Origin of the sequence: Mesorhizobium sp. L-2-11 (assembly GCF_016756595.1) — a bacterium.
In the GTDB taxonomy this organism is placed as follows: domain Bacteria; phylum Pseudomonadota; class Alphaproteobacteria; order Rhizobiales; family Rhizobiaceae; genus Mesorhizobium.
Genome location: NZ_AP023257.1, coordinates 4189783 through 4214823, shown reverse-complemented (window position 1 = coordinate 4214823; position 25041 = coordinate 4189783). Strand labels below are relative to the sequence as shown.

Below are 25041 nucleotides of genomic sequence, written 5' to 3'. Positions count from 1 at the left end.
ACCACCCGACCACAATTTCAGATCACCAATCCAATGCGACACTGGGCAACGATATTCTGTTCGCCGCTATTTCTGCCTGATGCGGCGAGGGAAGCGCAGCCATCTTTCTTCGACCGGCCTTGGTTCCGCGACTGGCCTGGGGTGTGCGAGGATGGTGGTGAGCTCGACCGGCAGGCTCGGCGCCAGCGGCTTCTTGCTCGCGACGCCGTCCGCGATGGCAACGATGCTGTGGTAGAATTCGGCGCCCGAAAGCGACCTTGGCGGCACGGCCTCGTGCATGATCGATATCACCGTGACATCTGGACAATTGTCCTTGATCGCCTGATGGAAGGCAATCTTCCCTTCCGGATCGAGCGCCCCGGTCGCCTCATCGAGGAACAGCAGCCCGGGCTGCTGCAGCACGATACGAGCGACAACAAGCTTCTGTTTCTGGCCGCCCGAAAGCACCTGGTCCCAGATCATTCCGTCGCGGCTTTCATCGGCCATGTGTTCGATGAAATCGCCAAGGCCAGCTTTGTGCAGGGCCGATGCAACCTGCGTGTCGGTGTAATCGCGCTCTGAGCCGGGCAGGCAGACCAGTTGCTTCAGCGAAACCTGCTGCAGCTTGACCTCCTGGGCGGCATAGAAACTTTCGACCCCTTCCGGGAAGACGATGGTGCCGCGGCCATAGGGCCACAGACCGTTGATTGCCTTGATTAGTGATGTCTTGCCGCAGCCGGATTCGCCCTTCAGGAACGTCCACTCGCCACGCCGGAAGCGCAAATTGGCAGCACTCAGGAACGGGGTGGCGTCCTCGCCCTGATGGGACAGCTCGAGTTTCTGGATGGTCAAGCCGAAAACCGGGTTCTGACGGTCGTAGCGGAAATCGGAACAGCCGGTGAGACTGTAGAATTGCTGCGGGTGTTGAACGTTTTCGATCGCGTTGGCGAGTTCGGTCACGCGTTGGCTGTTGGCGCGCAGCGCCGCAATGGAAGGCATGACATGGATGAACCACGAACATTGATTTATGAGCGAATTGACCATCTCGGAGCCGGTTATGTAGCCCTTGAGGTCGAAACGGTTGTGGATGTAGGGCACCAGGCCGGGCGCATAGGCGACAATGCGGGCGCCGATGAAAGTGTAGACCAGCTCGAAAGAACGGTAGCTGGTGTTGACGATGTTCAGCCTTGCCCAAGTGCGGTCGATGTCGACATAGAGCCGGTCGTGCATGGTCTTTTGCACATTCTCGCCCTGTGAGGCGGCGACGTGGAAACTGCGGCGCAGGAACGTGGTCAGTTCGCCGCGATAACTGCCTTCGGATTGCTGCATCCGGATATTGAGCCGTTCCAGCAACCTGCCGAGCTTCACCGCGATCCAGGTGTTCAGCGGCACGTATATGGCGACCGCCAGGAAAGCCAGGACCGCGCTGCCATAGCTGCCGAGGAACTCCAGCCCTTTCACCTCTGCCGAGGTCTCAAGCAGTTTCCGGCCGACGAAATAAAGCGATGTGGCGACAGCCATCACCCCTATGGCGAGGCCGATGGCTCCGCCAGTCATGTCCTTGATCGACTCCTGGACGCGCTGGTCGATGTTGTCGGGAGCCGCAGCGCCGGTGGAACCGTGCTGAACATGGAAATGGGTGTGATTGGTGTCGAGAAGCGCTGCGTTGAAACGGCTGTCCAGCCAACCGCGCCATTTGCGATGCAGCGTCGCGGAAACAAAAGTGCGGATGCCGGTAAAGCCCACGTCCTTGAGCACGACCAGAAGGATGAGCACGCCGGCGTTGGTGAGCAGCGATACGAGTGGCGTGGTGTTCGCGGCATCGTGGTAAAAGGCAATCGAATTGACCAGTTCCCCGGATGCTTCGGCGAACCAGACGCCGGCCTTGCTGGAGAGCGCGGTAAACAGGGCGATGACCAGCGTCAGCGTCCAGGCCTCCACCCAGCGGTCCGAGAACCAGTAGGCCCGCATCAGTCCCCAGAAGCTGCGCATCGAGGAAACCGGTGTCAGGAGCGGCGACCTTGCGGCGCCGCGGAGGTATTTTTCCGATATTGAATGTCGCTCTGGTCTGCCGACCCGAATCACAATCCCGCCCAAACCTCTTTTAGTTTTATTACAGACAGTAACACCAATTGATCATTTTCAATTACCTTTTCTCGGGCTGTGGAGGATTGAACCCCTGGCCGTTGCCATTAAGCAACAGCGGCAACGCCATGCGATGCCGCTCTCGACCCGTATTATCGCTATGATTTCAATGAGTTGCTGTTTCAGGTATGCAAGCGTCAGCATCTTCCCCAAGGGAAGGCGTTTTGCACAGTTTTGTTATGGGAAGAGCGTGATCGATCGGCCGATTTTTATGTTGTGGAAGACGAATCGACGCAAAGACGCGCCGTCATCCTTGTTGCCAGATCGACCTGGCGGCAGCCGGAAAGTGACCGGAGGGCGTTGGCTGCTGTGGCGATGTCGCCAAACGCGCTTATGGAATGACGTCTATCAGGTCGCTTTCTCCAACTCGCCCCGCGCCTTCGCCGCCGCAACCTGGCGAATGGCGTCGGTGAGCGTGTCGACGTCTTGCGCGCCCATCACCGCATATTTGCCTTCGAGCAGGAAGCACGGCACGCCGGTGATGCCCATGCGCGAAGCAGTGGCGATTTCGGTGCGCACCGCCTCGACATCGGCCTCTGTCGGCAAAAGCGTCTCGACAATGGGCGCATCCATGCCGGCCTCGCTCGCGGCGTTGATCAGCACGGCATGGTCGCCGAGATTGGCGCCTTCCTCGAAATTCAACTGGAACAGACGTCGCACCAGCCGGTTCTGCATGACCTCGCCGGCGGCGCCAGCCCAGCGGATGACCCGGTGCGCGTCCAGCGTGTTGGGCGCAACCTTGATGGCGGCGAACGCGAAGTTGATTCCCTCGGCTTCGCCCAATGGCTCGATGCGGGCGTGGATCTCGCGGATGCGTTCGTCGCTGCCGAACTTGGCCATCATGTATTCGCGGCGATCCTTGCCTTCGGGCGGGATGGTTGGGTCGAGCTGGAATGGCCGCCAGCGAATATGCACCTCGACCTCGCTTGCCGCGGCGATCGCCTTGTCGAGTCGCTTCTGGCCGATGAAGCACCAGGGGCAGACGACGTCGGAGACCACATCGACGGTAATCGACTTCTCGTTGCTCATCTTGATCTCCTGTTCCGAAGAGGTCACTTCGGCTTGCGCCACCATGTCGGCAGTCGATAGCCTGAAATGGAGGTCTTTCGCGGATGTTCCAGATAGCTCCAGTAAGCGAGCCATTGCTGCGTGTTGTGCTGCATCGGAACCATGTAGTGGCCGGAGATCAACAACCTGTCGAGGACCCGGACGGCGGCAACATAATCCTCGCGGCTGCGCGCCTCGACCATCGCCTCGAGTGCGGCATCTATCGCCGGATCGGCGACGCCGGCAAGGTTGAACGATCCTTCGGCATTGGCGGCAGCTGATCCCCAGCGCCCGAACTGCTCAATGCCCGGCGACAGCGAGTTCTCGAAGCCGCTGGCGCCGATCAGCACCTCGAAATTGAAACGTTGCTTGCGCGACTGGATCTGGTCGCCGTCAAGGCTGCGGATGGTGACATCGATGCCGATCTTCGCCAGTGTGCGCTGGTAGATGGCGGCAAGCCGCTCCTCGTTCTGGGAAGCGGTCAGGATCTCGAAGCCGAAGGGTTTCCCCTCGGGATCGAGCATCACTCCATCCTGCAAGGCATAGCCGGCGCCCTTGAATATGTCGAAGGCGGCTTTCAGCACTCTGCGGTCCTGGCCCGAGCCGTCGGTGACAGGTGGCCGCCAGGTGCCGTCCATGACATCGGCCGGCACACGGCCGGGGTAGGGTGCCAGGAGCGCTTTTTCCCTGTCGTCGGCCGGATGGCCGAGTGCCGACAACTCCGAATTCTGCCAATAGCTCATGGTGCGCATGTACTTGCCGCCAAACAGGTTCTTGTTGGCCCATTCGAAATCGTAGAGCATGCCGAGCGCGCGTCGAACCACCGGACTGGAGAACTTCTGCAGCCGTGTGTTGAACAGGAACCCGGTCACCACTGGCGGGATGCCGGTGTCGAACGTTTCGGCGATCACGTCGCCCTTGTGGAAGGCCGGGAAGTCGAGATCGCGCTCGCGCTTGACCGGATCGCTGTCGTCAGCGATAGCGCAGATGCCTTTCTTGAAAGCTTCCAGCTTGGCGTTGGCGTTGAGAAAATACTCGATGGTGATCTGGTCGTAATTGTCGAAACCGCGCTTGGCCGGGATGTCCTTGCCCCAATAATTCGGGTTGCGCTTGAACACGATGCGCTGGCCAGGCGCCACATGCGCCACGGTGTAGGGGCCGCTGCCGATCAAAGGTTTCAGCGTGGTCCTGTCGAAGGTCTCCTTGTCGAAAGCGTGCTTGGGCACGATTGGCGTCATCGCGATGACCAACGGAGTCTCGCGGTTAGCCTTGTCGTTGAATGTAAAGCGCACGCTGCGGTCGCCGGTCTTTTCCAGTTTGGCGACCATGCTCATACGGGCGCTGTAGGGTGGCCGGCCTTTCTCGGTAAAGACGTCGTAGGTGAACAGCACGTCTTCGGCAGTCACCGGTTGGCCATCGGACCACTTGGCCCTCGGATCAAGGTGGAATTCGATGCTCCTGCGCTCCGGATCCATATCGGCAGTGTCGGCAAGCAGGCCGTAAAGACTAAAAGCCTCATCGTCATTGCGCTGCATCAACGGCTCGAAGACGAGATTGCCGAAAATCCTGTCGATCATGCCGCGTGCCGTCGTGCGCAGGCTTTTCAGGATGAAAGGGTTGAGATTGTCGAAGCTGCCAACGACGCAATAGGTGATGCTGCCGCCCTTCGGCGCATCGGGATTGACGTAGTTGAAATGCGCATAGCCGGCCGGCAGCGCCGGCTCGCCCTGCATGGCGATCGCGTGTTTCGGCGCCGACAAGGCTGGTTGAAGCGAAAGGGTGACAATCGCGGCGATCAGCCAAACAAGAACGCGGCCCATGACCGTCTCCTTACCGGGTCGGCTTGATGATTCGGAGCGCACCCTAACATGAGCCGACAGCCTCCCGGCTAATCGCGAGCTCAAGAATTGCGGATATCGGGCTGGATTCGGCACCGCTTGCAGTGTAACACGCCGTCCGAAGTCATTCTGTTGCCTCATTTCGGCAACAGGTAGCTGGACCACACGGCGCGAAGAAGCCGGTCCCGGGATCATTTGAGAGGAAGTGTACGACATGACGAGCCTGAACAGCAACGCGTACCGCCTGTCGGTCATGGCCGCTGGCGTGGTCGGCTTTCTGGGCGCACAGCTTCCGGCTGCTCTTGCGCAGCAGCAACAGCAGATTCCGCAGGGCTGGTTCAAAGCCTGCACCAAGCAGGAAGACGTCGACATCTGCAATGTCCAGAACATCACCACAGCCGGCAACGGCCAGCTCGTCACCGGCGTCAGCCTGATCGAATTGAAGGGCAAGGTAAACCGCAAGGTGTTCCAGGTGACGGTTCCGACCGGTCGCCTGGTTCCTCCCGGCATTGGCCTCCAGATCGACACCGGCAAGGCGCAGAAGCTCGATTATGTGATCTGCTTCCCCGACCGCTGCGTGGCAGAAGTGCCGCTGACCGACCAGCTCGTCGCCTCCTTCAAGAAGGGTTCGAACCTGACGCTGACCTCGGTCAATTTCCAGAACCAGCCGAACCCGATCAAGATCGCGCTGACCGGCTTCAGCGGCGCCTTCGACGGGCCGCCGCTGAAGCAGTCGGACATCGAGGATCGGCAGAAAAAGCTTCAGGATTTCGTTGCCAAGAACAACCAGGACTTCGCCAAGAAGCTAAAGGAAGAGCAGGACAAGGCGAAGACCGCCAACTGATCGCCCCCTGGCGCGACTTGGGCGACCAAGACGATTTCTCAAGCCGAAAAAAAGCGGGGTCATGCCCCGCTTTTTTTGTTCCGGCCGGCCATTTCTTGATCCCGGCAGGTCCGGGCGATCTGTCAGGTCAATGTCTTGACTGGCGTCTCGGCTCGTAGCGCCCGTCCGGCCGCTTGTCGAACATCTCGCTGATCTCCGGATGCCGCACCGGTTCGCCAGAGCGGTCCTCGAGCAGGTTCTGCTCAGACACATAGGCGATGTATTCCGTTTCCGAATTCTCGGCGAGCAAGTGGTAGAACGGCTGGTCCTTGCGCGGCCGCACATCCGCAGGGATCGCCTCGTACCATTCGTCGGAGTTGGCGAATTGCGGGTCGACATCGAAAATGATGCCGCGGAACGGAAACAGCCGGTGGCGGACCACCTGTCCGATCGAAAATTTGGCTGTTTTCATCATGGTACTCACCACTAAGTCCCAGTGGGCCGCGTCGTCCCTGGAATACGCAAAACCCGCTAGAACCTTAAATTTACGCGTTACGCTTCAAAAAATCGAGCCCGACTTATGGCTGATACCTTGACCTATTTGGCGCAGACGCCGGATGAATTCAATGCCGAACGGCTTGAAGCCCTGCCAGCTACGGGCCAGCCCGCCCGAGGACGTGCTAGCGCCGGATCTGTTTCCTTAAGCCGCCGGCGAGCGCCGCAAACCCACTGCCGGGCTGCAGCCCCTCGCGCATGAAAAAGGCGCGGAGCGGCGTGAAGCCGCCGAGCACGCCAAGGCCAGCACTGCGCGCCATCTGTGCCGGCAGCAGCTGCGAGAGCAGCGACCTGTTGAGCAGGTTGACCGCATTGCTGCGCGCCAGGATGTCGGGCCGGCGCTTGAAATCATAGGCTGCGAGGGCCTTGATGGCGCCCGGGTCCGCCCTGTTTTTGCAAGCAATTCCAATCAGATCATCGATATCCCTTACACCAAGGTTGAGACCTTGCGCGCCGATCGGCGGAAACACATGGGCGGCTTCGCCGACAAGTGCCACCCGGTTGCGCGCGAAGCACCGCGGCGTCACGCCGGAAAGCTGGTAGATCTGCCGGCCGGATTCGACGGAAACCCGGCCCAGCATCGATTGCATCCGCTGTTCGACCCGCATCGAAAGCGCCGCGTCGTCCAGTGCGGCGAGTTCCTTTGCCGTTTCCGGCTCCACCACCCAGACAAGGCTGGACCGGTTGCCGGGCAGGGGAACCTGGGTGAACGGTCCGGTCTCGGTGTGGAACTCGGTTGAGGTGAAAGCGTGGTCGCTGCGGTGGCCGAAATTGAGAACCAATGCCGCCTGCGGATAGGACTGCGCCGATGTCGAGATGCCGGCCGCCTCGCGGGCCGGCGACAGACGGCCATCGGCAGCGACGGCCAGCGATGCCGTGATCTCGCTTCCGTCGGACAGGATCGCATGCGCATGGTCGCCCTCGAGGCGCCAGGTCTGCACCATCGCTTTTCGCCATTCGATGCCGGAATGCGCGGCAATAACACTGGCAAGCGCGGGGTTGAGCGCACGGTTGGGTAAATTCAGCCCGAACTGCTCCTCGCCGATTTCGCTGGCGCGGAAAGTGACCACCGGGCTGCGGATCAGCCGGCTGGTTGCATCGACGATGCGCATCACCTTCAGCGGTGCGGCCTGGGACCTCACCGCATCGAGCACGCCCAACCGCTCGAGGATTTTCAGGGCCGGATTCATCAGGGCCGTCGTGCGGCCGTCCTGGCCATTTGCCTCGGGTCCGACGAGCGTCACGGGAAAGCCGGCGTCTGCGAAACCAAGCGCTGCAATCAGCCCTGCCGGGCCACTGCCGGCAACCAGTATCCGTGCTGTTTCCCGACGGTCCAATTCGGCTTCCCGGTTGCGATGCGAGGCGGTCGGTCCGACCTGACGAGCATATAGATCAGATCATGCGGCTTGATCAACGCGGCGATTCGGCCCATTCGATTGCCATGACCGCCGAAGACCATGATTTCAGTCATCTCGACCGTTTCGGCCGTGCCGCGGCGAGCGTCTCGCGCAATCCTCGACTGGCGGTGAACATCGTTTTGGGCGCAGGCGTCGTCCTGGCGTGGCTGCTGCTTGGCGCCATGACCATGCGTGGCGCCGAAAGCCGGGTTCCGGGCATCGATGCACCCGGCGACACGATGCTCAGGCACCTGCCGCGGCTGCCGCTGCCGGATCTTCTCGACCGCTTCTTCAGCCTTTGTCTTGCACCTGCGCCGCTCGACGGGGGCGCCGGCGCGCAGGCCGGAGCGCTCATCGTCATGTGGTTCCTGATGGCGGTCGCCACCATGCTGCCTTCGGCGGCGCCGATGATCCGCACCTATTGCGAGATCGCCGATACCGCGCGGATCAAGGGCGAAGCGGTCGTCCATCCGCCGACCCTGGTCGCCGGCTACCTCAGCGTGTGGTTGGCTGCGTCGGCAGTGTTTTCGGCGCTGACGCTCATCGTCCACGGCTTCGCCGCATCTGTCCAGATGCTCGATCCGGTGGTCGGAGCGACAGGAGCGGCTGCGCTTTTGGTTGCTGGCCTCTATCAGTTCAGCGGCCTGAAGGAAGCCTGCCTGACAAAATGCAAAAGCCCGTTTTCGATCCTGTTTTCGAACTGGAGCGCGAGGCCCGGCCGCATTTTCCGGCTCGGCATCGAGCAGGGCGTCTGGTGCCTCGGCTGCTGCTGGGCGCTGATGCTGGTGATGTTCGCCGTCGGTGTGATGAACGTGTTCTGGTTGGCGTTGATCGGCCTGTTCACCTTGATCGAAAAACAGACGGCGGGCAGGCTGTTAACCCGGGTCGCCGGTGCGATACTGCTTGTCTGGGCAATCGCCCTGCTAGTAGTCTCGGCATAGGGAGAGAATTTTATGGCGGATCAAGGCTGGGCAATGAAGGGAGAGCTGGTACTCTCCTGCAATTGCACGGTTTTTTGTCCTTGCGTGCTGTCTCTCGGCAGTCATCCGCCGACCGAGGGATATTGTCAGACCTGGGCGGGGTTCCGCATCGATGCCGGCCATTTCGGCGAGGTCGAGCTGTCCGGTCTCAATCTTGGGCTGGTCATGGAAATCCCCGGCTATATGAGCCGCGGCAACTGGACCGCCGGACTGTTCATCGACAAGCGCGCCTCAGTCTACGCGGTAAAGGCGCTGACCAGGATTTTCACCGGCAAGGCTGGCGGGACCACCTCGCTGCTCTCCATCCTGGTCGGCAAGTTCCTCGGCGTCGAGCAGGCGCCGATCACCTATGAGACGCGCGACAGGACCCGGATCTTCCAGATCCCGAAGATCATCGATGGAGCGGTGACGCCGATTTCCGGCAAGGACCGCGACAAGGATACGGTGATCAGCAATTCGGAGTACTGGATCGCACCGGAAATCATCGTCGCCAGGTCCGACAAGAGCAGGATGCGGGCCTTCGGCCGCAACTGGAACTTTGCCGGCCGCTCGGCCGAAATCTGCAAGCTGGACTGGCGGGGCCCGTGAGCAAAAAAACAACGGCCAGAAAAATCACGGCCAAGAAAATCACGGCCGGAAAAATCACGGCCAGGAAAATCGCTGACAGGATTCCGAGGCCGAAGAAGAAAGTCACATGGCCGCAGGCGCGCGCATTTTCGGTGCATCTGCTGACCGCGTCGGGCTCGTTCCTGGCGTTCCTGTCGCTGGTGGCGGCGAGCGAGCAGCGCTGGACGGCGATGTTCTGGTGGCTGGGGCTGGCGCTGTTCGTCGACGGCATCGACGGGCCGATCGCCAGGAAACTCGAGGTCAAGGAAATCCTGCCGACATGGTCGGGCGAACTCCTCGACAACATCATCGATTACGTCACCTATGTGCTGATACCGGCGTTCGCGCTTTACCAGCGCGGCTTCATGGGTGAGGGCCTGTCGTTCCTGTCGGCAGCGATCATCGTCGTGTCGAGCGCCATCTACTATGCCGACACCGGGATGAAGACCAAGGAAAACTTCTTCAAGGGGTTTCCCGTGGTCTGGAACATGGTGGTGTTTACGCTGTTCGTCATCGAGCCGGGACAATGGGTTTCCTTCGCCGTGGTCGTGGTGGCCGCCATCCTGACCTTTATGCCAATCAATTTCATCCACCCGGTGCGGGTGGCGCGGCTGCGGCCGATCAACCTTGGCATGACGTTGCTATGGTGCGCTTTCGGAGCGCTGGCGCTGGCGCAGGCAGCGCTTGCCGCCTTCTACGACCAGATCGGCGTCTTGGGCGAGCAGGTGAGTGTCTTCACCAAGATCGGCATCACGGTCACCGGACTTTATCTCGCATGCATCGGCGGTATCATGCAGCTGTTTCCAACGCTCGGCGCCAAGAAAAACTGATCCCGATCGAAGTCTAGTCCCCCGATAGAAGTCTGATCCCAAGAGAGTCTGGTCCCAAGAGAGCCTCATCAATGTCCAAAGCAATACGCATCCACGCCCATGGCGGTCCGGAGGTCCTGACCTATGAAGACGCCGATCCGGGCCAACCCGGCTCCGGGCAAATCCTGGTCAGGCACACGGCAATCGGCCTCAATTTCATCGACGTCTATCATCGCTCCGGACTTTACCAGCCGCCTGGCGGTTTCCCGCTGATACCCGGCGGCGAGGCGGCCGGGGTGGTGGTGGAAGTGGGCGCTGATATCGACTGGCTGAAGCCGGGCGATCGCATCGCCTACGCCGTGACGACTGGCGCCTATGCCGAACAGCGCGTGATCGCCGCTGATCGCGTCGTCAAGGTGCCGGACGGCATCAGCGACGAGCAGGCGGCCGCCATGATGCTGAAGGGGATGACGGCGGAATATCTGCTGCGCCGTACCTTCAAGGTGAAGGCGGGCGACACGATCCTGTTTCACGCGGCGGCCGGCGGCGTCGGGCTGATCCTCGGCCAATGGGCCAAGCATCTTGGCGCAACCGTGATCGGTACCGCCAGTTCCGCCGACAAGATCGAACTCGCCAAGGCGCATGGCTTCGACCACGTCATCAACTATCGCGAGCAGGACTTCGTCGCCGGCGTTCTTGCCATCACCGGCGGCAAGAAGTGCGACGTCGTCTATGATTCGGTCGGCAACGACACCTTTCCGGCTTCGCTCGACTGCCTGAAGCCGCTCGGCATGTTCGCCAGCTTCGGTCAATCGTCGGGACCGGTCCCACCGTTCAGCATGTCGCTGCTGGCGCAGAAAGGTTCGCTGTTCGCAACCCGTCCAACGCTGTTCGTCTACAACGCCAGGCGCGAAGATCTGGAGGCGTCCGCCGCCGCTCTGTTCGAAATCGTGCTCAGCGGCGCGGCCAAGATCAAGATCAATCAGCGTTACCCGCTCGAGGATGCCGGCAGGGCGCATTCCGACCTTGAAGGCCGCAGGACGACCGGGACAACCATTCTTATCCCCTGAGCCAGGCATCGTGCTTTCCGAAAATCGATTTCGATTTTCGGGCCGATGCGTTAGGTTTCCGCTGAAATTCTTGAAGCTCTTTCAAGACGGGTGCCGCTTTGCGACGACAGCAGGCCGCGCATACCATGCCTGCGGGAACACAGAACATATCTGGCAAACCAGATGGGAGGCACTGTGAGTGCAAATCAGGACGACGCAAACCTGCTTGAGGTTCGTGGCCTTACCAAGACGTTCGGCACACTGACAGCGTGCGACCATGTCGATCTCACCGTCGCAAAAGGCGAAATCCATGCGCTGCTCGGCGAGAACGGTGCCGGCAAGTCGACGCTCGTCAAAATGCTGTTCGGAACGCTGGAGCCCAATTCGGGCGAGATTTTCTGGAACGGCCAGGCGGTCACGATCACCAATCCCGGCTTTGCGAAGAAGCTTGGCATCGGCATGGTGTTCCAGCATTTTTCGCTGTTCGAGGCCCTGACGGCGGCCGAGAACATCGCGCTGTCGCTGGACGACGGCTCGCCGATCAGCACGATTGCCGCGAAGGCGAGGGCGCTTTCCTATAGCTACGGGCTGCCGCTCGATCCGCAATCGCTGGTCGGCGACCTCTCGGTCGGTGAGCGGCAGCGTATCGAGATCATCCGCTGTCTGCTGCAGACGCCGCAACTCATCATCCTCGACGAGCCGACCTCGGTGCTGACGCCGCAGGAAGCCGACAAGCTGTTCGAGACGCTCGAACGGCTGCGCTCGGAAGGGAAGTCCATACTCTACATTTCGCATCGGCTGGAAGAGGTCAAGCGTATCTGCGACCGCGCCACCGTGCTGCGCCACGGCAAGGTGGTTGGCCATTGCAATCCGCGCAAGGAAACCGCGGCATCGCTGGCCCGCATGATGGTCGGCAACGAGGTGCAGGCCGTGGTGCGTGCACCGGCCCAGGGTATCGAGACCGCGCAGCCGCTGCTTGAAATCCGCGCTCTCAGCCGCAAGCCGGCAACGCCGTTCTCGATCCCGCTCAGAAACATCAACCTGTCCGTACGCGCCGGCGAAGTGATCGGCATTGCAGGCGTCGCCGGCAATGGCCAAGGCGAGTTCTTCGAATCCGTTTCCGGCGAGGTGCCGCAGCAGGAGGCCGCCTCGGTGCGCATCCGCGGCAAGGACGCCGGCCGCCTCAGCATCACCGGCAGGCGGCTGATGGGCGCTGCCTTCGTGCCGGAAGAGCGGCTCGGCCACGGTGCAGCACCGCGCATGAAGCTTTCGGAAAACCTGCTGCTGTCGCGCCATGCCACCGACGGCAAGGTGTTCGTCGGCGCCGGCGGAATGGTCAAAAGCGACGCGATCTATGCCGCTGCCCAACGCATCATCAAGGCGATGGATGTGCGCAAGAGCGCTGCGGACCCGGAGGCGGCAGCGCTTTCAGGCGGCAATCTGCAGAAATTCATCGTCGGCCGCGAGCTCGACCGCAGGCCAGGCGTCATGGTCGTCAATCAGCCGACCTGGGGCGTCGACGCCGGTGCGGCCGCCCACATTCGGCAGACGCTTATCGAACTGGCGCGCAGCGGCTCGGCGGTGCTGGTCATCAGCCAGGATCTCGACGAATTGTTCGAGATATCCGACGCGATCGCGGTGATGCACAATGGCGAATTGTCGAAGCCTTTGCCGATCGCCGAGGCAACGTTCGAAAAGGTCGGACTGCTGATGGGCGGGGCCGAGCCGGGCCACGCCGAACACGCTCTGGAGACGTCATGATGCGCCTCGAACTCGTCAAACGGCCGCAGCGCTCGATGCTGTTCTCGGCGCTGTCGCCCTTCATTGCATTCGCGCTGACAATCATTGCCGGTGCCGTCCTGTTCGCGCTGCTTGGCGTCAATTCCCTGAAGGCGTTCCAGATCTACTTCCTCGAGCCGGTCAGTCAGGTCTGGCAGCTGCATGAGTTGGCGATCAAGGCGGCACCGCTCATCCTGATCGGGGTCGGCCTGTCGGTTTGCTACAGAGCCAACATCTGGAACATCGGCGCGGAAGGCCAGTTCATCCTGGGCGGCATCGTCGGCTCGAGCATTCCGGTGCTGCTTCCGCAGTTTGAAGGCCCGCTGGTGCTGCCGCTGATGCTGCTGTTCGGCATGGTCGGCGGCGCCGCTTACGCCGCCATTCCCGCCTTGCTCAAGGCGCGCTTCAACACCAACGAGATCCTGACCAGCCTGATGCTGGTCTATGTCGCGCAGCTGTTCCTCGACTGGCTGGTGCGCGGGCCGTGGCGCGATCCGAAGGGTTTCAATTTCCCGCAGACGATACAGTTCAACGACTCGGCCATTCTCCCGGAACTGATGCCGGCCTCCGGTCGTGCCAATTGGGGTTTCGTGTTCGCGCTGGTCGCGGCGGTGCTGGTCTGGATCCTGATGAGCCGCATGCTGAAAGGCTTTGAGGTCCGCGTGCTCGGCTCAAGCCCCAGGGCAGGGCGCTTCGCCGGCTTCGGCATCAACCGGATGGTGTTCTTCGCCTTCATGCTGTCGGGGGCACTGGCCGGACTTGCCGGCATCTCGGAAGTCTCCGGCGCCATTGGCCAGCTGCAGCCGGTGATTTCGCCTGGCTACGGCTTTGCCGCCATCATCGTGGCGTTCCTCGGCCGGCTCAATCCATTAGGCATTGTCGCGGCGGGCCTGGTGCTGGCGCTGACCTATCTCGGCGGCGAGGCGGTGCAAAGCGCGCTCGGCATTTCCGACAAGGTGGCACGCGTCTTCCAGGGCATGCTGCTGTTCTTCGTGCTCGGCTGCGACACGCTCATTCACTACCGCATTCGTCTGATCGGCTTGGCTGCGCCGACGCTTGAAGCCGCGCCCAAGTTGGAGGAGGCCCGCTGATGGACATCACCGTCAACATTCTTTTGACCATCGCAACCGCGGCGACGCCTTTGCTGATCGCGGCGATCGGCGAGCTGGTGGTCGAACGTTCCGGCGTGCTCAATCTCGGCGTCGAAGGCATGATGATCATGGGCGCGGTCGGCGGTTTCGGGGCCGGCTATCTCACCGGATCGCCATGGATCGGGTTGTTGGCGGCGATCGCCCTGGGCGCGGTGTTTTCACTGCTGTTCGCCGTCATGACGCTGTCGCTGGCCACCAACCAGGTGGCGACCGGCCTGTCGCTGACACTGCTCGGCCTCGGCCTTTCCGGCATGATGGGCACCAGCTTTGTCGGCCAGCCCGGCGCGAGGCTGCCAAACCTCGACATTCCCGGCCTGACGGCGATCCCCGTCATCGGCAGGTTGCTGTTCGGCCAGGACCCGATCTTCTACATCTCGATCGCATTGACCGCCGCCGTCATGTGGTTCCTGTTCAAGACCCGCACCGGGCTGACGCTGCGCTCGATCGGCGACAGCCACACATCGGCCCATGCGCTTGGCATCAAGGTCATCCGCTACCGCTACCTGGCGGTGATCTTCGGCGGCGCCTGTGCTGGCCTTGCCGGGGGCCATCTGTCGCTGGTCTATACGCCGCAATGGGTGGAGAACATGACCGCCGGACGCGGCTGGATCGCGCTGGCGCTGGTCGTGTTCGCATCATGGCGGCCATGGCGGGTGCTGGCGGGCGCCTATATCTTCGGCGCGGTCTGGATCGGCCAGCTTCATGCACAGGCTTTTGGCATTCCGGTTCCCTCGCAACTGCTTTCTTCGTTGCCCTATCTGGCAACCATCGTGGTTCTCGTTCTAATCTCGCGCAACAAGCGTTTGACGATGATGAACACACCGGCTTCCTTGGGGCAGCCATTCGTTCCGGATCGTTGACAATAAAAAGACAAACGGGAAGCTCCAAGGCTTAACTCAGAAAGGTAACACGATGAAAAAACTGCTTATTGCGCTGATGACCGCGGCGGCGGCATTGTCGCTGGCGGCGACCGCCGAAGCGCAGGAAAAGCTGAAAGCCTGCTGGGTCTATACCGGCCCGATCGGCGATTTCGGCTATTCGTACCAGCATGACCAGGGCCGCCTGGACGTGGAGAAGGCGCTCGGCGACAAGGTCGAGACCGCTTATCTGGAGAACGTCTCCGAGGGTCCCGATGCCGATCGTGCCTTCGAGCGCCTGGCGCGCGAAGGATGCAAGATCATTTTCGGCACGTCCTTCGGCTTCATGGACCCCGAAGTGAAGGTCGCCAAGAAATTCCCCGACGTGATGTTCGAGCACGCGACCGGCTACAAGATGGCCGAAAATCTCGGCATCTACAACGCACGCTTCTACGAAGGCCGCTACATCCTCGGCCAGATCGCCGCCAGGCAATCGAAGTCGGGTGTCGCCGGCTACATCGTTTCGTTCCCGATTCCCGAAGTGGTGATGGGTATCAATTCCTTCATGCTCGGCGCCCAGTCGATCAAGCCGGATTTCAAAGCGAAGATCGTCTGGATCAATTCATGGTTCGATCCGGGCAAGGAAGCCGATGCCGCCAAGGCTCTGTTCGACCAGGGTGCCGACATCATCGTCCAGCACACCGACTCGACCGCTCCCCTGCAAGTCGCCGAAGAGCGCGGACTGCAGGGCTTCGGCCAGTCTTCGGACATGATCAAGTTCGCTCCCAAGGCGCAGTTGACCTCGATCGTCGACGATTGGGGGCCGTATTATATCGGCCGGGTGAAGGCCGCGCTCGACGGCACCTGGAAGCCCGGCAATGTCTGGCTGGGCATCAAGGACGGCGCCGTTAAAATGGCGCCTTACACCAACATGCCCGACGACGTGAAGGCGATGGCGGAAGCCACCGAGAAGAAGATCGTCGAAGGGTGGAACCCGTTCACCGGGCCGATTGCCAAGCAGGACGGCACGCCGTGGCTGAAGGAAGGCGAAGTCGCCGACGATCCGACGCTGCTCGGCATGAACTTCTACGTCAAGGGCGTCGACGACAAGCTGCCGCAGTAAGCGCAAGCGGGGCCAAATCTTGACAGGCCAAAATCTTGACAGAAAGGGCGCCGCGCGGCGCCCTTTCGTTTAGCGGGAGCCCGAAATCGGGATCGATTTCGGCAGGGTCATGCGCAAAATACGCGGCATCCTTTGCCGTCCAAAGGGACGCGGCGCCGTAGGGCGAGAAGCGGTCAGACCGCCGAGCCGTAGAGATCGTAGGCGTCGGCACGATCGATCTTGACGGTAACGACATCGCCGGCGCGCAACGGACGCCGCGACTGGATATGCACCGAGCCGTCGATTTCGGGTGCGTCGTATCTGGTGCGGCCCTTCGCCGAGGTGCCATGCGCCTCGTCGATCAGCACTGGCAGACGCTTGCCTACCTTCCTGGCGAGCTGCGTTGCCGAGATCTTCTGCTGGCGCTGCATGAAACGGTGCCAGCGCGCTTCCTTGATCTCCTGCGGTACCTGTTCGAGGCCGAGGTCGTTGGAGCGGGCGCCTCTGACCGGCTCGTATTTGAAGCAGCCGGCGCGGTCGATCCTGGCTTCGTCCAGCCAGTCGAGCAGCATCTCGAAATCGTCGTCCGTCTCGCCGGGAAAGCCGACGATGAAGGTGGAGCGGATCGCCAGATCCGGACAGATTTCGCGCCAGCCGCGAATGCGGTCGAGCGTCTTTTCGCCGTGGGCGGGCCGGCGCATGTTCTTCAGCACTCGCGGCGAGGCGTGCTGGAACGGGATGTCGAGATAGGGAAGGATCGTTCCTTCGGCCATCAGCGGGATGACATCGGCGACATGCGGGTAGGGGTAGACATAGTGCATGCGCACCCAGACGCCGAGCTTGCCGAGTTCCTCCGACAGATCAAGGAATTTGGCCCGCACTTCGCGATCGCCGAACATGCTGGTCTGGTATTTGATGTCGATGCCGTAGGCGCTGGTGTCCTGCGAGATGACGAGGATTTCCTTGACGCCGGCCTTGGCCAGTTTCTCGGCCTCGCGCAGCACGTCGGCCGCCGGCCGCGAGACGAGATCGCCGCGCAGCGCCGGGATGATGCAGAAGCTGCAGCGGTTGTTGCAGCCTTCCGAAATCTTCACATAGGCATAGTGGCGCGGCGTCAGCTTGACGCCTTGCGGCGGCAAAAGATCGACATAGGGATCGTGGCTCGGGGGCGCAGCCTGATGCACCGCAGCCATCACGCTCTCGTAGGCCTGCGGACCGGTGATGGCGAGAACGTTGGGATGCTTTTCGCGGATGACGTCAGGTTCGGCGCCGAGACAGCCGGTGACGATGACCCTGCCGTTCTCCGAAAGGGCGGAGCCGATGGCATTGAGCGATTCGTCGCGAGCCGAATCGAGAAAGCCGCAGGTGTTGACGACGACCAGATCGGCGCCGTCATGCTTGCGCGCGATCTCATAGCCCTCGGCGCGCAGGCGGGTGATGATGCGCTCCGAATCCACCAGGGCTTTGGGGCATCCAAGGCTGACGAAACTGACGCGAGGGGCAGACATTTGCGGTTTCCAATGGACGCGGGCCGGAAACCCTGAGGCCCAGCCCGGAAGTCTCGATACATGTTGATCTTTTGAACTTTCGCAGAAGCTCAATTTGCACGGCGCAATAGCATAGTTCCGCAATCAAGCAAACCGGGAACGGCTTGGCGCCTCGGGCGGACCTGCACTGCTAAACTTTCAATGACCGCCGCCCGGCCCGAACCAGGGCGCCAGGAAGGCAAACTGTTCGGGGAACTGCTGCACAGCACCATCCAGAAACATCTTCACGGCGACGTAGAAAATGATCGCGAGGCCGATGTAGGCGATCCAGCGGTGCTTATGCAGGAGGCGTGCGACAAACGAAGCGGCAAAGCCCATCAGTGCGATCGACAGCGCCAAGCCGATGATCAGGACCGTCGGATGGTCCATCGCCGCGCCGGCGACGGCAAGGACGTTGTCGAGAGACATCGAAACGTCGGCAATGACGATCTGCCAGGCTGCCTGAGCAAAAGTCTTGCGCGGTCCCTTGCCGCCAATCGTCCCGCTCTTGTCGTAATCGACATTCGACAACGCTTCCGTCGCGTCATGTTCCTGCTCGTGGCTGACACGCAGTTCGCGCCACATCTTCCAGCACACCCAAAGCAGCAGCAGGCCGCCGGCTATGAGGAGAATGGGGCCGATGGTGAGGAGCCACTGGGTGATCAGGGCGAAGAAGATGCGAAGCAGGGTGGCCGCCAGAATGCCGACGAGAATCGCCTTCTTGCGCTGATCCGACGGCAGGCCTGCCGCAGCAAGGCCGATGACGATGGCATTGTCGCCGGCAAGCACAAGGTCGATGGCGATGACCTGGAGCAGGGCCGCGAGGCCGGCGGCGGTAAAAATTTCCATCGGCTGGAATTTCCTTGCTTGGTCGCCAATCGTTCGGGTGCCGAACGCCTAACGTGTATGGTTCCCGCGCGTCAAGAGACGGCTTGAGAACAAGGCCAGCAAACCGCCTGATCGCGGTGGAAATCGCCGGCAGGCGGTGAAAGCTGCCATCAGGGGTTGAAGCCCGCCGTCACCGCAATAGTTTCGGGGACCGAAGAGTACGGCGCTGCGCGAAAATGTTCCCTCACAGGAGAGGCTCGTGACGTCTGATGACAACACACCCGTCCTTTCCGGGGCACCAATCCTTTCCGGGGCAATTGGGGAATATTGCGAGTTCGATCCTCCGGCCGCACTCGAAGGGCATTTCCAGTGTGCCTGGTGCAACACATTGCGACCGGAGGCGACGAGCCTGTCGGCCGTGGTCCCCGACGGCTGTGTCGACATCATTTGGATCGACGGCGATCTGGTCGTGGCAGGCCCCGACGTGGAGGTTGCCCTCTCAACGCTGAAACCCGGTTCCACGGTGATCGGCGCCCGCTTCCGACCGGGTGCGGCAAGCCGGTGGCTCGGCCTGCCGATGTCGGAAATCGTCGGCGGCCGGTTGGCGCTCAGCCACTTTTGGGGAGCGCTGGCGCGCGAAACCGCCCAAAAAATTGGCGATGCGTCCTCCATGGTGGAGCGGATGCGGGCGATGCAGGCGGCACTCTGCAGGCTTGCGCCAGATGTCGAGCCGCCGCCTGCGGACATGGGATTTGCCTTCACCGCGCTGAAAACCGAATCCGCCGGTCCGGGCATGGAAGTGATCCTCGACCGGCTCGACGTCAGCCCGCGAACGCTTCGCCGCCGCTGCCAGGAGGCCTTCGGCTATGGTCCGAAGACGCTCGACCGCATTCTCCGCTTCCAGCGGTTCCTGAACCTGGCGCGGCAGTCTGCCGAGCCGCGCCTGGCCGATCTTGCGTTCGAAGCAGGCTATTGCGACCAGGCGCATCTGACGCGCGAGGTGCGGCGCCTGTCGGGCTTCTCGCCGGCAACGGTTCTGCGACAGCTCAGCGCCTGAGCTGACCGTTTCGTTCAATATGCCACCGCCAACTCGGCCTAGTCTGCCTTCGTTGAAAGGAGGCAGACATGACCATCTACAAATCCCGCATCATCACCGTGTCCATCGACCGGGACTGGCGCGAAGTTTATGACTTCGCCTCCATCCCTGAGAATTTCCAGCGCTGGGCGGCAGGCCTCGGCAGGCGCTTCGAAAAATCGGGCGAGGAATGGACTGCGGAGGACCCCAACGGCCGGCCCATCCGCATCCGCTTCTCCCGGCCGAACGAATACGGCGTCCTTGATCACATCGTCTTTGCCGAGGACAAGGAAACCCGCAATGCGGTGCGCGTGGTTCCTAACGGGACCGGCGCGGAGGTCATGTTCGTGCTGTTGAGGACGCCGGACATGACGCAGGAGATATTCGCTGCCGACGCCGAGGCCGTGCAGCGCGACCTCAACACCCTGAAGGCAATGCTCGAACGCTGAGCATCCAAAAACCGCGAAAGGAGAAGATCATGGCCAATTCCAGCAACGACAAGCGCATCGATTATATCGAGTTTTCGGTCGGCGACATCGCGCGCTCGCGCGACTTCTATGGAAAGGCCTTCGGCTGGTCCTTCAAGGACTACGGGCCGAACTATTGCGAGTTCAACGACGGCCGCCTGACCGGCGGCTTCGCTCTCGGTGGCCACAGCAGGGCGGCAGGCGGGCCGCTGGTGATCCTTTATGCCGACAAGCTCGACGAGACCCAGCGCCATGTCGAGGAAGCCGGCGGAAAGATCGTCAAACCCGCCTATTCCTTCCCGGGCGGCCGCCGCTTCCACTTCTCCGATCCGGACGGCTACGAGTTGGCTGTGTGGTCGCAGAAGTGAGGAAGCAGACGGGGCGTCGAGCCGAGCCCGGCGCCTCTTCGAATGGTTTGCGGCCGAGTGGTTTGGGCGGGCCATCCGGACTTGATATTCGGGTCAATGCCGCACTTGGCGGCAGGAGCGGATAATGATCACTGACCGGCGAGCCACCAAGGAGCCGGATTGCGCGGCTGTCGTCCCGGCACTGAACCCCTTGGACCAGAGATGCCTGCGCTGCTGTTGTAACAAAATCATTCTCGCATCGTATAAGGCTGGCCCGAGGACCATCGCATACCGCACGGCGCATGACACAACCGACACGGACGACAATACGGCAAAGGCTGTATGCTTTTCTGATCGCAGGCCTTGGCGGGCTGGCCGCATCGGCAATCTCGTTTTCGATGACGCTCTACGAAGCTGCCCATCCGCCAAAGGTGCCGGTTGTACAGGCGGGCCAGCAAATCGATGCCGGTCGCTGGTTTGTGACCTTGCGAACGGCACGTTTCGGAACCGTGCCGCCGACAGGCGTTCCGCCATCGCGGCCCGTGCAGCTTGTGATGGTGGATATGGATGTGGTGAACCGTTCCGCCACCCCTAACAACGTGCTCCATCGCGTCGTCAGGCTCAGCGCGCCGGCGCAAAAGCTGCCGATGCCAACGGTTTATCTTGATCGCGACAAGTATCTGGCGGGATATTTCAATCCCAACATGCCGGAACGCCTGACCATGGCCTGGGAGTGGCCGGCCGGTGTGCCCGTGCCCGACAAGGTGACGATCACCGTCACCGGCCAGATCTACAAGTTGCGCGACAATGTCTACGGCGCAGGCGGGTGGTTCGAACGTGATCCCGTTGCGACGGTCGATCTGCCGGTGGAGAGGGCGCCATGATGCGCATGCTGCGTTCGGCGCTGGCGCTGCTGTTGGCTGCCGCCGTGCTCTACGGCATGCAGCATACGCGTCCGCTGTACAGCGACATTACATCGCCGATAGTCGCTTCGGGCGGCATGAACAAGCGTGTGGAGGCCCGCGCCTTCGCGCTTTCGCTGGACAGCGCCAGGGTGGCGCGTGTTCTCAACGTCGAGACCTTCGGCAAGTCAAAGACCTACACGAGTTCCGGCGTATGGGTTGTGGTCGAAGGCGAGGCCGAGGCGAAATTCGAGACCCTGGGTCTCACATCGGGCGAGTGGCTGAGCCGCAGCGGCGTCCGTTATGTCCTGACCGACCGCCTGTGGGCGACGATCGAAATGATGCCCGGCGATGTCTACCAGCCCGGGCTGCCACGCCGGGTCCTTCTGGTGTTCGAAGTGCCGGAGGATGCCGTCGCCGGCGGGAGCGTCGTGGTCGCACCCACAAAATTGCTGCCGCTCGACGACGAGATCCGCATCGCCACGAATGTTTCCGACGAAGACATCGAGCCGGCGATCACCATACGCTGCAACGAAGAAAGGCCGCCATGGACGGTTCTCCCGCAAAGGTGACGTCAACGCGGCGAGGCTACTGGCTGAGCATGACGGCGCTGGTGGTCGCACTGCCTGCCGCGCTGGCCGTGCAGACGTGGGGAAGCATCAAGGACTGGCGCACTCAACATCTGCGCCAGCCGCTATCTACGAGCTTGGGAGAGCCGATCGATTATGCCGGCGCCAGCTGGACCGTGACACGCTTCACCAGACTGGCAGGCAGCGCGGGAAGCGCCGTCGTGCTTGCCGAATTTGAAGCTCTCGCTGCTGACCCGAAAGCGCTCGGCTCGGTTCCTTGCCAGGTGCGGCTTTCCGATGGGAGCGGTCGCGAATGGCGGCCAACCCTGTTTGCCGATCCGGTGGTCAGGAAGCAATATCCGGAGGCCGAGCAACGGTCCCTGTGCGGCGGCAGGGCATTCGCCGCGTCGGAGCCCGGCAAACCGGCACGGATGGCCGCCAGCTTTTCGATCCCACCTGCGGCGAGCGGCCTCACGCTGTCGATCGCCCTCTACTCGGCGCTGCCGAGTCATCTCAGCGTCAGCGAGCCGCGGACCTGACGCCAGTTGCTGCGCCAGCCATGGCGACCGCGGTCTCGAGCACGGCTGCAAGCAGCGCGACTCGGACCGCGTCGAGCAGGATTCCACCGTCGAGTTCGCTTGGGCTGCCGATGAACAGGCTAATGGCATCGGCGAAGATCTGCCAGGTCCCGAGATCATGCGCTCCGATCAGCCTCGTCAGTCCATACCACGTCCAGGCACCGGCCCAGGAGATGGCCTGATAGGCGATGACGAAGGTGACAAGCGTGGCCAGGCCGGCACTGAGCGTCAGCTTGAGGCAAGTCCAGACTGGCGAATAGCGGCTGCGGTAACCGCCAACGAAGTGAGACGCGAAATCCTTCAGCCACTTCTGCCAGGAGGTTGCTCGCGATGGCGCAGGACCGGAAGCGGCCGGCGCCGCAAGCTCATAGCCGTTGATGATCGCCGCCATCACCAGCCAGACAATCGGCAGCAACGCGAAAAAGAACAGATTCTGAAGCTGCTCGCCGAAGGGAAGCGGCTGGAACTCCACGGGAACGAACTGGCCGGCCGCGGCCGCCTGACTTACCGGCGCAAGCAAATCGAGGCTGAGTTGTTGCAGGGCGGCGCCTGCGCCAAGCCAGCGGATGAACTGGTCCTTCCATACGCCGAGCGCATAAAGGCCGATGAAGACCCAGGTCGCGTCCGTCGCCACGATCAGCAGCCGCCAGTAGGGGTGGGAGGCGCCCGCATTCAGTCGCTTGGCGGCAAAGCGCACCAGCCAGCATATGACGATCGACAGTGCCACGCCGCTTGACTGAAGAATGGCGAAGATGTCGACGCTCTTGCCGAAATCGGCCTGAGCGAGCGCCATGCGCGAATATTCGCGAACCGTATCGCCAAGAAAACCCCAGGCGGCATAATAGGCGAAGAACGGCAGGATCGCAGCGGCGGTAATCGCCAGGACCGGCTCGCGCTTTGTTTCGTCCATCGCCTTTTTGGCTTTTTGCCTCAGTGCCGCCACCGCCGGCATATGCGGCCGGAGCAGCACGAACATCATGACCAGCACCGTCAGCTTGGCGAGGACCACCAGCGACAGCATGACCATTCCGCCCAGCGGGAATTGCAGGCCGATCGTCACTGCGCCCTGAAGCAGCAGACCACGAGCGATCATACCCAGGCAGCCGACAAGCAACAGCTGCGGCCAGCACTGGACGAGCAACCGCGCGGTTAAGGCAAGCGGCCGAAACATGTCCTCAATTGCCGTGGTCATCGCGTCGGCTTCGTGCTCCGATCCTGAAACCTAGGAGTTTGTTTCACCAAACGGTCCGCCTTCAGACTGTTGCGATCAAATTCAAACCACCTGGAGTTGAATACGATTGGAGGTAGCGCAAGTTTACCTCATCCGACTTACAGGCGACGAGAGCTGCGGTTCAATCATGGCATCCGGCGTCCGTCAAATCTGTTTCATGGCGCAGCCATGCTCGGCCAAGTTGTTTCCGGGCGATCGCAGCCCCCGTGATCGTCCAAATCAATTCATCAATTCGCCAAAACCCTTTGGAATCACGCGGAAATCGAACCTGGCTCTTAACCGCATGAGCAGCGTTGAGTTACCGTTATGCCCCATGCGAGGTCAATAGCTTGTGCTTTTCGAAGATCGCCAGTTTCTGCGGATAAGTGATCCGCACCTTGGCGTTGCACCCGTCACATCTGAAGTGGGCGATCGTTTTCAGCGCAGAGCCCTTCCTTACCGCCGGATAGGAGCAATCCGGACAAGCGAATGTGAGGGCAACATCAGTGAGGTCTTCGGCTAAACCCATTTCCATCTCCTTCGAAAGCGCTGTGGCTACACTCTCGCGGAAGGCAAAAAGCAATTAAGATGCCAATCCGGCTGTGCCAAAGCGGGACTAGAACGATTCGCATCGGAATGCCGCCAAGCTAGCGCGCCTTTTCTGCGCCCATTGAACGACGAAGCGACGTGACCTCCTCCAGCAGTTCGCGCTCATTGGTGGTAATGTTTCGGAAGACTGCGACAATCATCACCGCCAAGGCTTCGGCATCCCGGCTCAAAGGGTCGATGTGTTCATCTGCGCAAACCTGATCGTACACGCGTTCGCAAATAGCCAAATCGTGAGGGCTGAGGCGGGTGCGACTGAAACGCCGGTGCGGCATTTGCGAACCTTCGAGGCTCGCTGCCCGTGCAAAGGAAGCGGGCCTTCGCAACAAACGCGACTCGTCGAGTGGTTGTTCCCGGCTACAAGCTTTTGTTACGCTCCATGCGACTACGCCAAAGTGCCTTCGTGGGATGGCGCATAAATTCGTCTGTTGTCGTCATTTGACGACTGTTCAAAGCGGTATCCGTTGAGCATTCTCAGCGCCAAGCGCGGGGGCCGAGATGTCTTTCAAGCAGAATCCAATGGATCATATAGCGGACGATCCCATTATCCGCTGCGATATCGCAGATCGGGTATCGAAGGCCGCCGAGAGCGACGGAAATCTGCCGATTGCGTGGCACATTTACAGATCGCCGCAAGTTGCGGAAAAAACCTATCAAACCCGTGCGTCTGTTGGTCCAATGCATGTTGCGCAAAAGCATGCCCTCGGGCCTGACCATGCTCCTGACACGAGGGTGTGCAGCCGAGCGGCCGGCGCCGCTTGGGGGGCGTGGGGTAAGAACGCTTGACGGCGCCGGCCAGGCGGATTGGGGGGTCCG

The 25041-nt window shown here is 61.5% G+C and carries 25 protein-coding genes; 15 read left to right on the top strand and 10 right to left on the bottom strand.

The window, feature by feature from the left end:
* Positions 1–66: 66 nt before the first annotated feature.
* From JG739_RS20195 to JG739_RS20185, 3 genes are all read right to left on the bottom strand, one after another.
* Positions 67–1971: an ABC transporter ATP-binding protein/permease gene (locus tag JG739_RS20195; protein ID WP_202363089.1), complete on the bottom strand. Its 1905-nt coding sequence runs from the start codon at positions 1969–1971 to the stop codon at positions 67–69.
* A 501-nt stretch (positions 1972–2472) separates the two neighbouring features.
* Entirely contained in the window at positions 2473–3153 is a 681-nt protein-coding gene (locus JG739_RS20190; RefSeq protein ID WP_202363088.1) for a DsbA family oxidoreductase, read from the bottom strand.
* Between the two features lie 23 nt (positions 3154–3176).
* Positions 3177–4991 (bottom strand): extracellular solute-binding protein, encoded by a 1815-nt coding sequence (locus tag JG739_RS20185; RefSeq protein ID WP_202363087.1) that lies wholly within the window; start codon positions 4989–4991, stop codon positions 3177–3179.
* Positions 4992–5223: 232 nt separating this feature from the next.
* Between JG739_RS20185 and JG739_RS20180 the strand changes: the two genes are divergently transcribed.
* Positions 5224–5853 carry an invasion associated locus B family protein gene (locus JG739_RS20180; RefSeq protein ID WP_202363086.1) on the top strand — a complete coding sequence of 210 codons (630 nt, stop codon included), beginning with the start codon at positions 5224–5226 and terminating at the stop codon, positions 5851–5853.
* Positions 5854–5980: 127 nt separating this feature from the next.
* On the opposite strand, the gene hspQ is transcribed toward JG739_RS20180, so the two are convergent.
* Positions 5981–6304 (bottom strand): heat shock protein HspQ, encoded by a 324-nt coding sequence (hspQ, locus tag JG739_RS20175; protein WP_202367544.1) that lies wholly within the window; start codon positions 6302–6304, stop codon positions 5981–5983.
* A gap of 208 nt (positions 6305–6512) precedes the next feature.
* Positions 6513–7724 (bottom strand): UbiH/UbiF family hydroxylase, encoded by a 1212-nt coding sequence (locus JG739_RS20170; RefSeq protein WP_202363085.1) that lies wholly within the window; start codon positions 7722–7724, stop codon positions 6513–6515.
* 62 nt (positions 7725–7786) lie between these two features.
* On the opposite strand from JG739_RS20170, the gene JG739_RS20165 reads away from it, so the two are divergent.
* From JG739_RS20165 to JG739_RS20130, 8 genes are all read left to right on the top strand, one after another.
* Positions 7787–8725 (top strand): DUF2182 domain-containing protein, encoded by a 939-nt coding sequence (locus JG739_RS20165; RefSeq protein ID WP_202363084.1) that lies wholly within the window; start codon positions 7787–7789, stop codon positions 8723–8725.
* Positions 8726–8737: 12 nt separating this feature from the next.
* Positions 8738–9352, top strand: a complete 615-nt coding sequence (locus tag JG739_RS20160; RefSeq protein ID WP_202363083.1) for a DUF1326 domain-containing protein — start codon at positions 8738–8740, stop codon at positions 9350–9352.
* Entirely contained in the window at positions 9349–10200 is an 852-nt protein-coding gene (pcsA, locus tag JG739_RS20155; protein ID WP_370463445.1) for a phosphatidylcholine synthase, read from the top strand. The genes JG739_RS20160 and pcsA overlap by 4 nt, the downstream gene beginning before the upstream one ends.
* Positions 10201–10271: 71 nt before the next feature.
* Positions 10272–11249 (top strand): quinone oxidoreductase family protein, encoded by a 978-nt coding sequence (locus JG739_RS20150; protein ID WP_202363082.1) that lies wholly within the window; start codon positions 10272–10274, stop codon positions 11247–11249.
* Positions 11250–11411: 162 nt separating this feature from the next.
* Complete coding sequence (locus tag JG739_RS20145; protein ID WP_202363081.1) at positions 11412–12989, top strand: ABC transporter ATP-binding protein; 1578 nt, start codon at positions 11412–11414, stop codon at positions 12987–12989.
* Complete coding sequence (locus JG739_RS20140; protein WP_202363080.1) at positions 12986–14098, top strand: ABC transporter permease; 1113 nt, start codon at positions 12986–12988, stop codon at positions 14096–14098. The genes JG739_RS20145 and JG739_RS20140 overlap by 4 nt, the downstream gene beginning before the upstream one ends.
* Complete coding sequence (locus tag JG739_RS20135) at positions 14098–15018, top strand: ABC transporter permease (protein WP_202363079.1); 921 nt, start codon at positions 14098–14100, stop codon at positions 15016–15018. The genes JG739_RS20140 and JG739_RS20135 overlap by 1 nt, the downstream gene beginning before the upstream one ends.
* 52 nt (positions 15019–15070) lie before the next feature.
* Positions 15071–16138: a BMP family ABC transporter substrate-binding protein gene (locus JG739_RS20130; protein ID WP_202363078.1), complete on the top strand. Its 1068-nt coding sequence runs from the start codon at positions 15071–15073 to the stop codon at positions 16136–16138.
* Positions 16139–16311: 173 nt separating this feature from the next.
* Here JG739_RS20130 and rimO read toward each other — a convergent pair whose 3' ends face one another.
* Positions 16312–17625 (bottom strand): 30S ribosomal protein S12 methylthiotransferase RimO, encoded by a 1314-nt coding sequence (rimO, locus tag JG739_RS20125; protein ID WP_202363077.1) that lies wholly within the window; start codon positions 17623–17625, stop codon positions 16312–16314.
* A gap of 177 nt (positions 17626–17802) precedes the next feature.
* Complete coding sequence (locus JG739_RS20120) at positions 17803–18492, bottom strand: TerC family protein (protein WP_202363076.1); 690 nt, start codon at positions 18490–18492, stop codon at positions 17803–17805.
* Between the two features lie 238 nt (positions 18493–18730).
* On the opposite strand from JG739_RS20120, the gene JG739_RS20115 reads away from it, so the two are divergent.
* The 6 genes from JG739_RS20115 to JG739_RS20090 all read left to right on the top strand — a co-directional run bounded on the left by JG739_RS20115 (position 18731) and on the right by JG739_RS20090 (position 22370).
* A complete protein-coding gene (locus JG739_RS20115; RefSeq protein ID WP_202363075.1) occupies positions 18731–19528 on the top strand; it encodes a helix-turn-helix domain-containing protein in 798 nt (265 codons plus the stop codon).
* 68 nt (positions 19529–19596) lie between these two features.
* The gene (locus JG739_RS20110) at positions 19597–19995 is read left to right on the top strand and encodes an SRPBCC family protein (protein ID WP_202363074.1); all 399 of its coding nucleotides are present in this window, start codon (positions 19597–19599) and stop codon (positions 19993–19995) included.
* 29 nt (positions 19996–20024) lie between these two features.
* Positions 20025–20381: a VOC family protein gene (locus JG739_RS20105; protein WP_202363073.1), complete on the top strand. Its 357-nt coding sequence runs from the start codon at positions 20025–20027 to the stop codon at positions 20379–20381.
* Positions 20382–20662: 281 nt separating this feature from the next.
* A complete protein-coding gene (locus JG739_RS20100) occupies positions 20663–21244 on the top strand; it encodes a hypothetical protein (RefSeq protein WP_202363072.1) in 582 nt (193 codons plus the stop codon).
* On the top strand, positions 21241–21834 hold the full coding sequence (locus JG739_RS20095; protein ID WP_202363071.1) for a hypothetical protein: 594 nt from the start codon (positions 21241–21243) through the stop codon (positions 21832–21834). Before JG739_RS20100 ends, JG739_RS20095 begins: the two co-directional genes overlap by 4 nt.
* Positions 21810–22370: a hypothetical protein gene (locus tag JG739_RS20090; RefSeq protein ID WP_202363070.1), complete on the top strand. Its 561-nt coding sequence runs from the start codon at positions 21810–21812 to the stop codon at positions 22368–22370. Before JG739_RS20095 ends, JG739_RS20090 begins: the two co-directional genes overlap by 25 nt.
* Here JG739_RS20090 and JG739_RS20085 read toward each other — a convergent pair.
* From JG739_RS20085 to JG739_RS20075, 3 genes are all read right to left on the bottom strand, one after another.
* Positions 22351–23601, bottom strand: a complete 1251-nt coding sequence (locus tag JG739_RS20085) for a hypothetical protein (protein WP_202363069.1) — start codon at positions 23599–23601, stop codon at positions 22351–22353. The two genes, JG739_RS20090 and JG739_RS20085, sit on opposite strands and share 20 nt — an antisense overlap.
* Positions 23602–23944: 343 nt before the next feature.
* A complete protein-coding gene (locus JG739_RS20080) occupies positions 23945–24148 on the bottom strand; it encodes a hypothetical protein (protein ID WP_202363068.1) in 204 nt (67 codons plus the stop codon).
* 118 nt (positions 24149–24266) lie between these two features.
* The gene (locus tag JG739_RS20075; RefSeq protein WP_202363067.1) at positions 24267–24500 is read right to left on the bottom strand and encodes a hypothetical protein; all 234 of its coding nucleotides are present in this window, start codon (positions 24498–24500) and stop codon (positions 24267–24269) included.
* Between the last annotated feature and the right edge of the window lie 541 nt (positions 24501–25041).

Bases quoted from the DNA above. Each gene is read 5' to 3' on its own strand.
- JG739_RS20095 (WP_202363071.1), top strand. From the start codon at position 21,241: ATGATGCGCATGCTGCGTTCGGCGCTGGCGCTGCTGTTGGCTGCCGCC.
- JG739_RS20165 (WP_202363084.1), top strand. From the start codon at position 7,787: ATGCGGCTTGATCAACGCGGCGATTCGGCCCATTCGATTGCCATGACC.
- JG739_RS20080 (WP_202363068.1), bottom strand. From the start codon at position 24,148: ATGGGTTTAGCCGAAGACCTCACTGATGTTGCCCTCACATTCGCTTGT.
- JG739_RS20120 (WP_202363076.1), bottom strand. From the start codon at position 18,492: ATGGAAATTTTTACCGCCGCCGGCCTCGCGGCCCTGCTCCAGGTCATC.
- JG739_RS20150 (WP_202363082.1), top strand. From the start codon at position 10,272: ATGTCCAAAGCAATACGCATCCACGCCCATGGCGGTCCGGAGGTCCTG.
- JG739_RS20130 (WP_202363078.1), top strand. From the start codon at position 15,071: ATGAAAAAACTGCTTATTGCGCTGATGACCGCGGCGGCGGCATTGTCG.
- JG739_RS20100 (WP_202363072.1), top strand. From the start codon at position 20,663: ATGACACAACCGACACGGACGACAATACGGCAAAGGCTGTATGCTTTT.
- JG739_RS20110 (WP_202363074.1), top strand. From the start codon at position 19,597: ATGACCATCTACAAATCCCGCATCATCACCGTGTCCATCGACCGGGAC.
- JG739_RS20195 (WP_202363089.1), bottom strand. From the start codon at position 1,971: ATGCGCAGCTTCTGGGGACTGATGCGGGCCTACTGGTTCTCGGACCGC.
- JG739_RS20140 (WP_202363080.1), top strand. From the start codon at position 12,986: ATGATGCGCCTCGAACTCGTCAAACGGCCGCAGCGCTCGATGCTGTTC.
- rimO (WP_202363077.1), bottom strand. From the start codon at position 17,625: ATGTCTGCCCCTCGCGTCAGTTTCGTCAGCCTTGGATGCCCCAAAGCC.
- JG739_RS20075 (WP_202363067.1), bottom strand. From the start codon at position 24,500: ATGCCGCACCGGCGTTTCAGTCGCACCCGCCTCAGCCCTCACGATTTG.
- JG739_RS20135 (WP_202363079.1), top strand. From the start codon at position 14,098: ATGGACATCACCGTCAACATTCTTTTGACCATCGCAACCGCGGCGACG.
- JG739_RS20085 (WP_202363069.1), bottom strand. From the start codon at position 23,601: ATGACCACGGCAATTGAGGACATGTTTCGGCCGCTTGCCTTAACCGCG.
- JG739_RS20145 (WP_202363081.1), top strand. From the start codon at position 11,412: ATGGGAGGCACTGTGAGTGCAAATCAGGACGACGCAAACCTGCTTGAG.
- JG739_RS20090 (WP_202363070.1), top strand. From the start codon at position 21,810: ATGGACGGTTCTCCCGCAAAGGTGACGTCAACGCGGCGAGGCTACTGG.
- JG739_RS20190 (WP_202363088.1), bottom strand. From the start codon at position 3,153: ATGAGCAACGAGAAGTCGATTACCGTCGATGTGGTCTCCGACGTCGTC.
- hspQ (WP_202367544.1), bottom strand. From the start codon at position 6,304: ATGAAAACAGCCAAATTTTCGATCGGACAGGTGGTCCGCCACCGGCTG.
- JG739_RS20105 (WP_202363073.1), top strand. From the start codon at position 20,025: ATGGCCAATTCCAGCAACGACAAGCGCATCGATTATATCGAGTTTTCG.
- JG739_RS20185 (WP_202363087.1), bottom strand. From the start codon at position 4,991: ATGGGCCGCGTTCTTGTTTGGCTGATCGCCGCGATTGTCACCCTTTCG.
- JG739_RS20180 (WP_202363086.1), top strand. From the start codon at position 5,224: ATGACGAGCCTGAACAGCAACGCGTACCGCCTGTCGGTCATGGCCGCT.
- JG739_RS20160 (WP_202363083.1), top strand. From the start codon at position 8,738: ATGGCGGATCAAGGCTGGGCAATGAAGGGAGAGCTGGTACTCTCCTGC.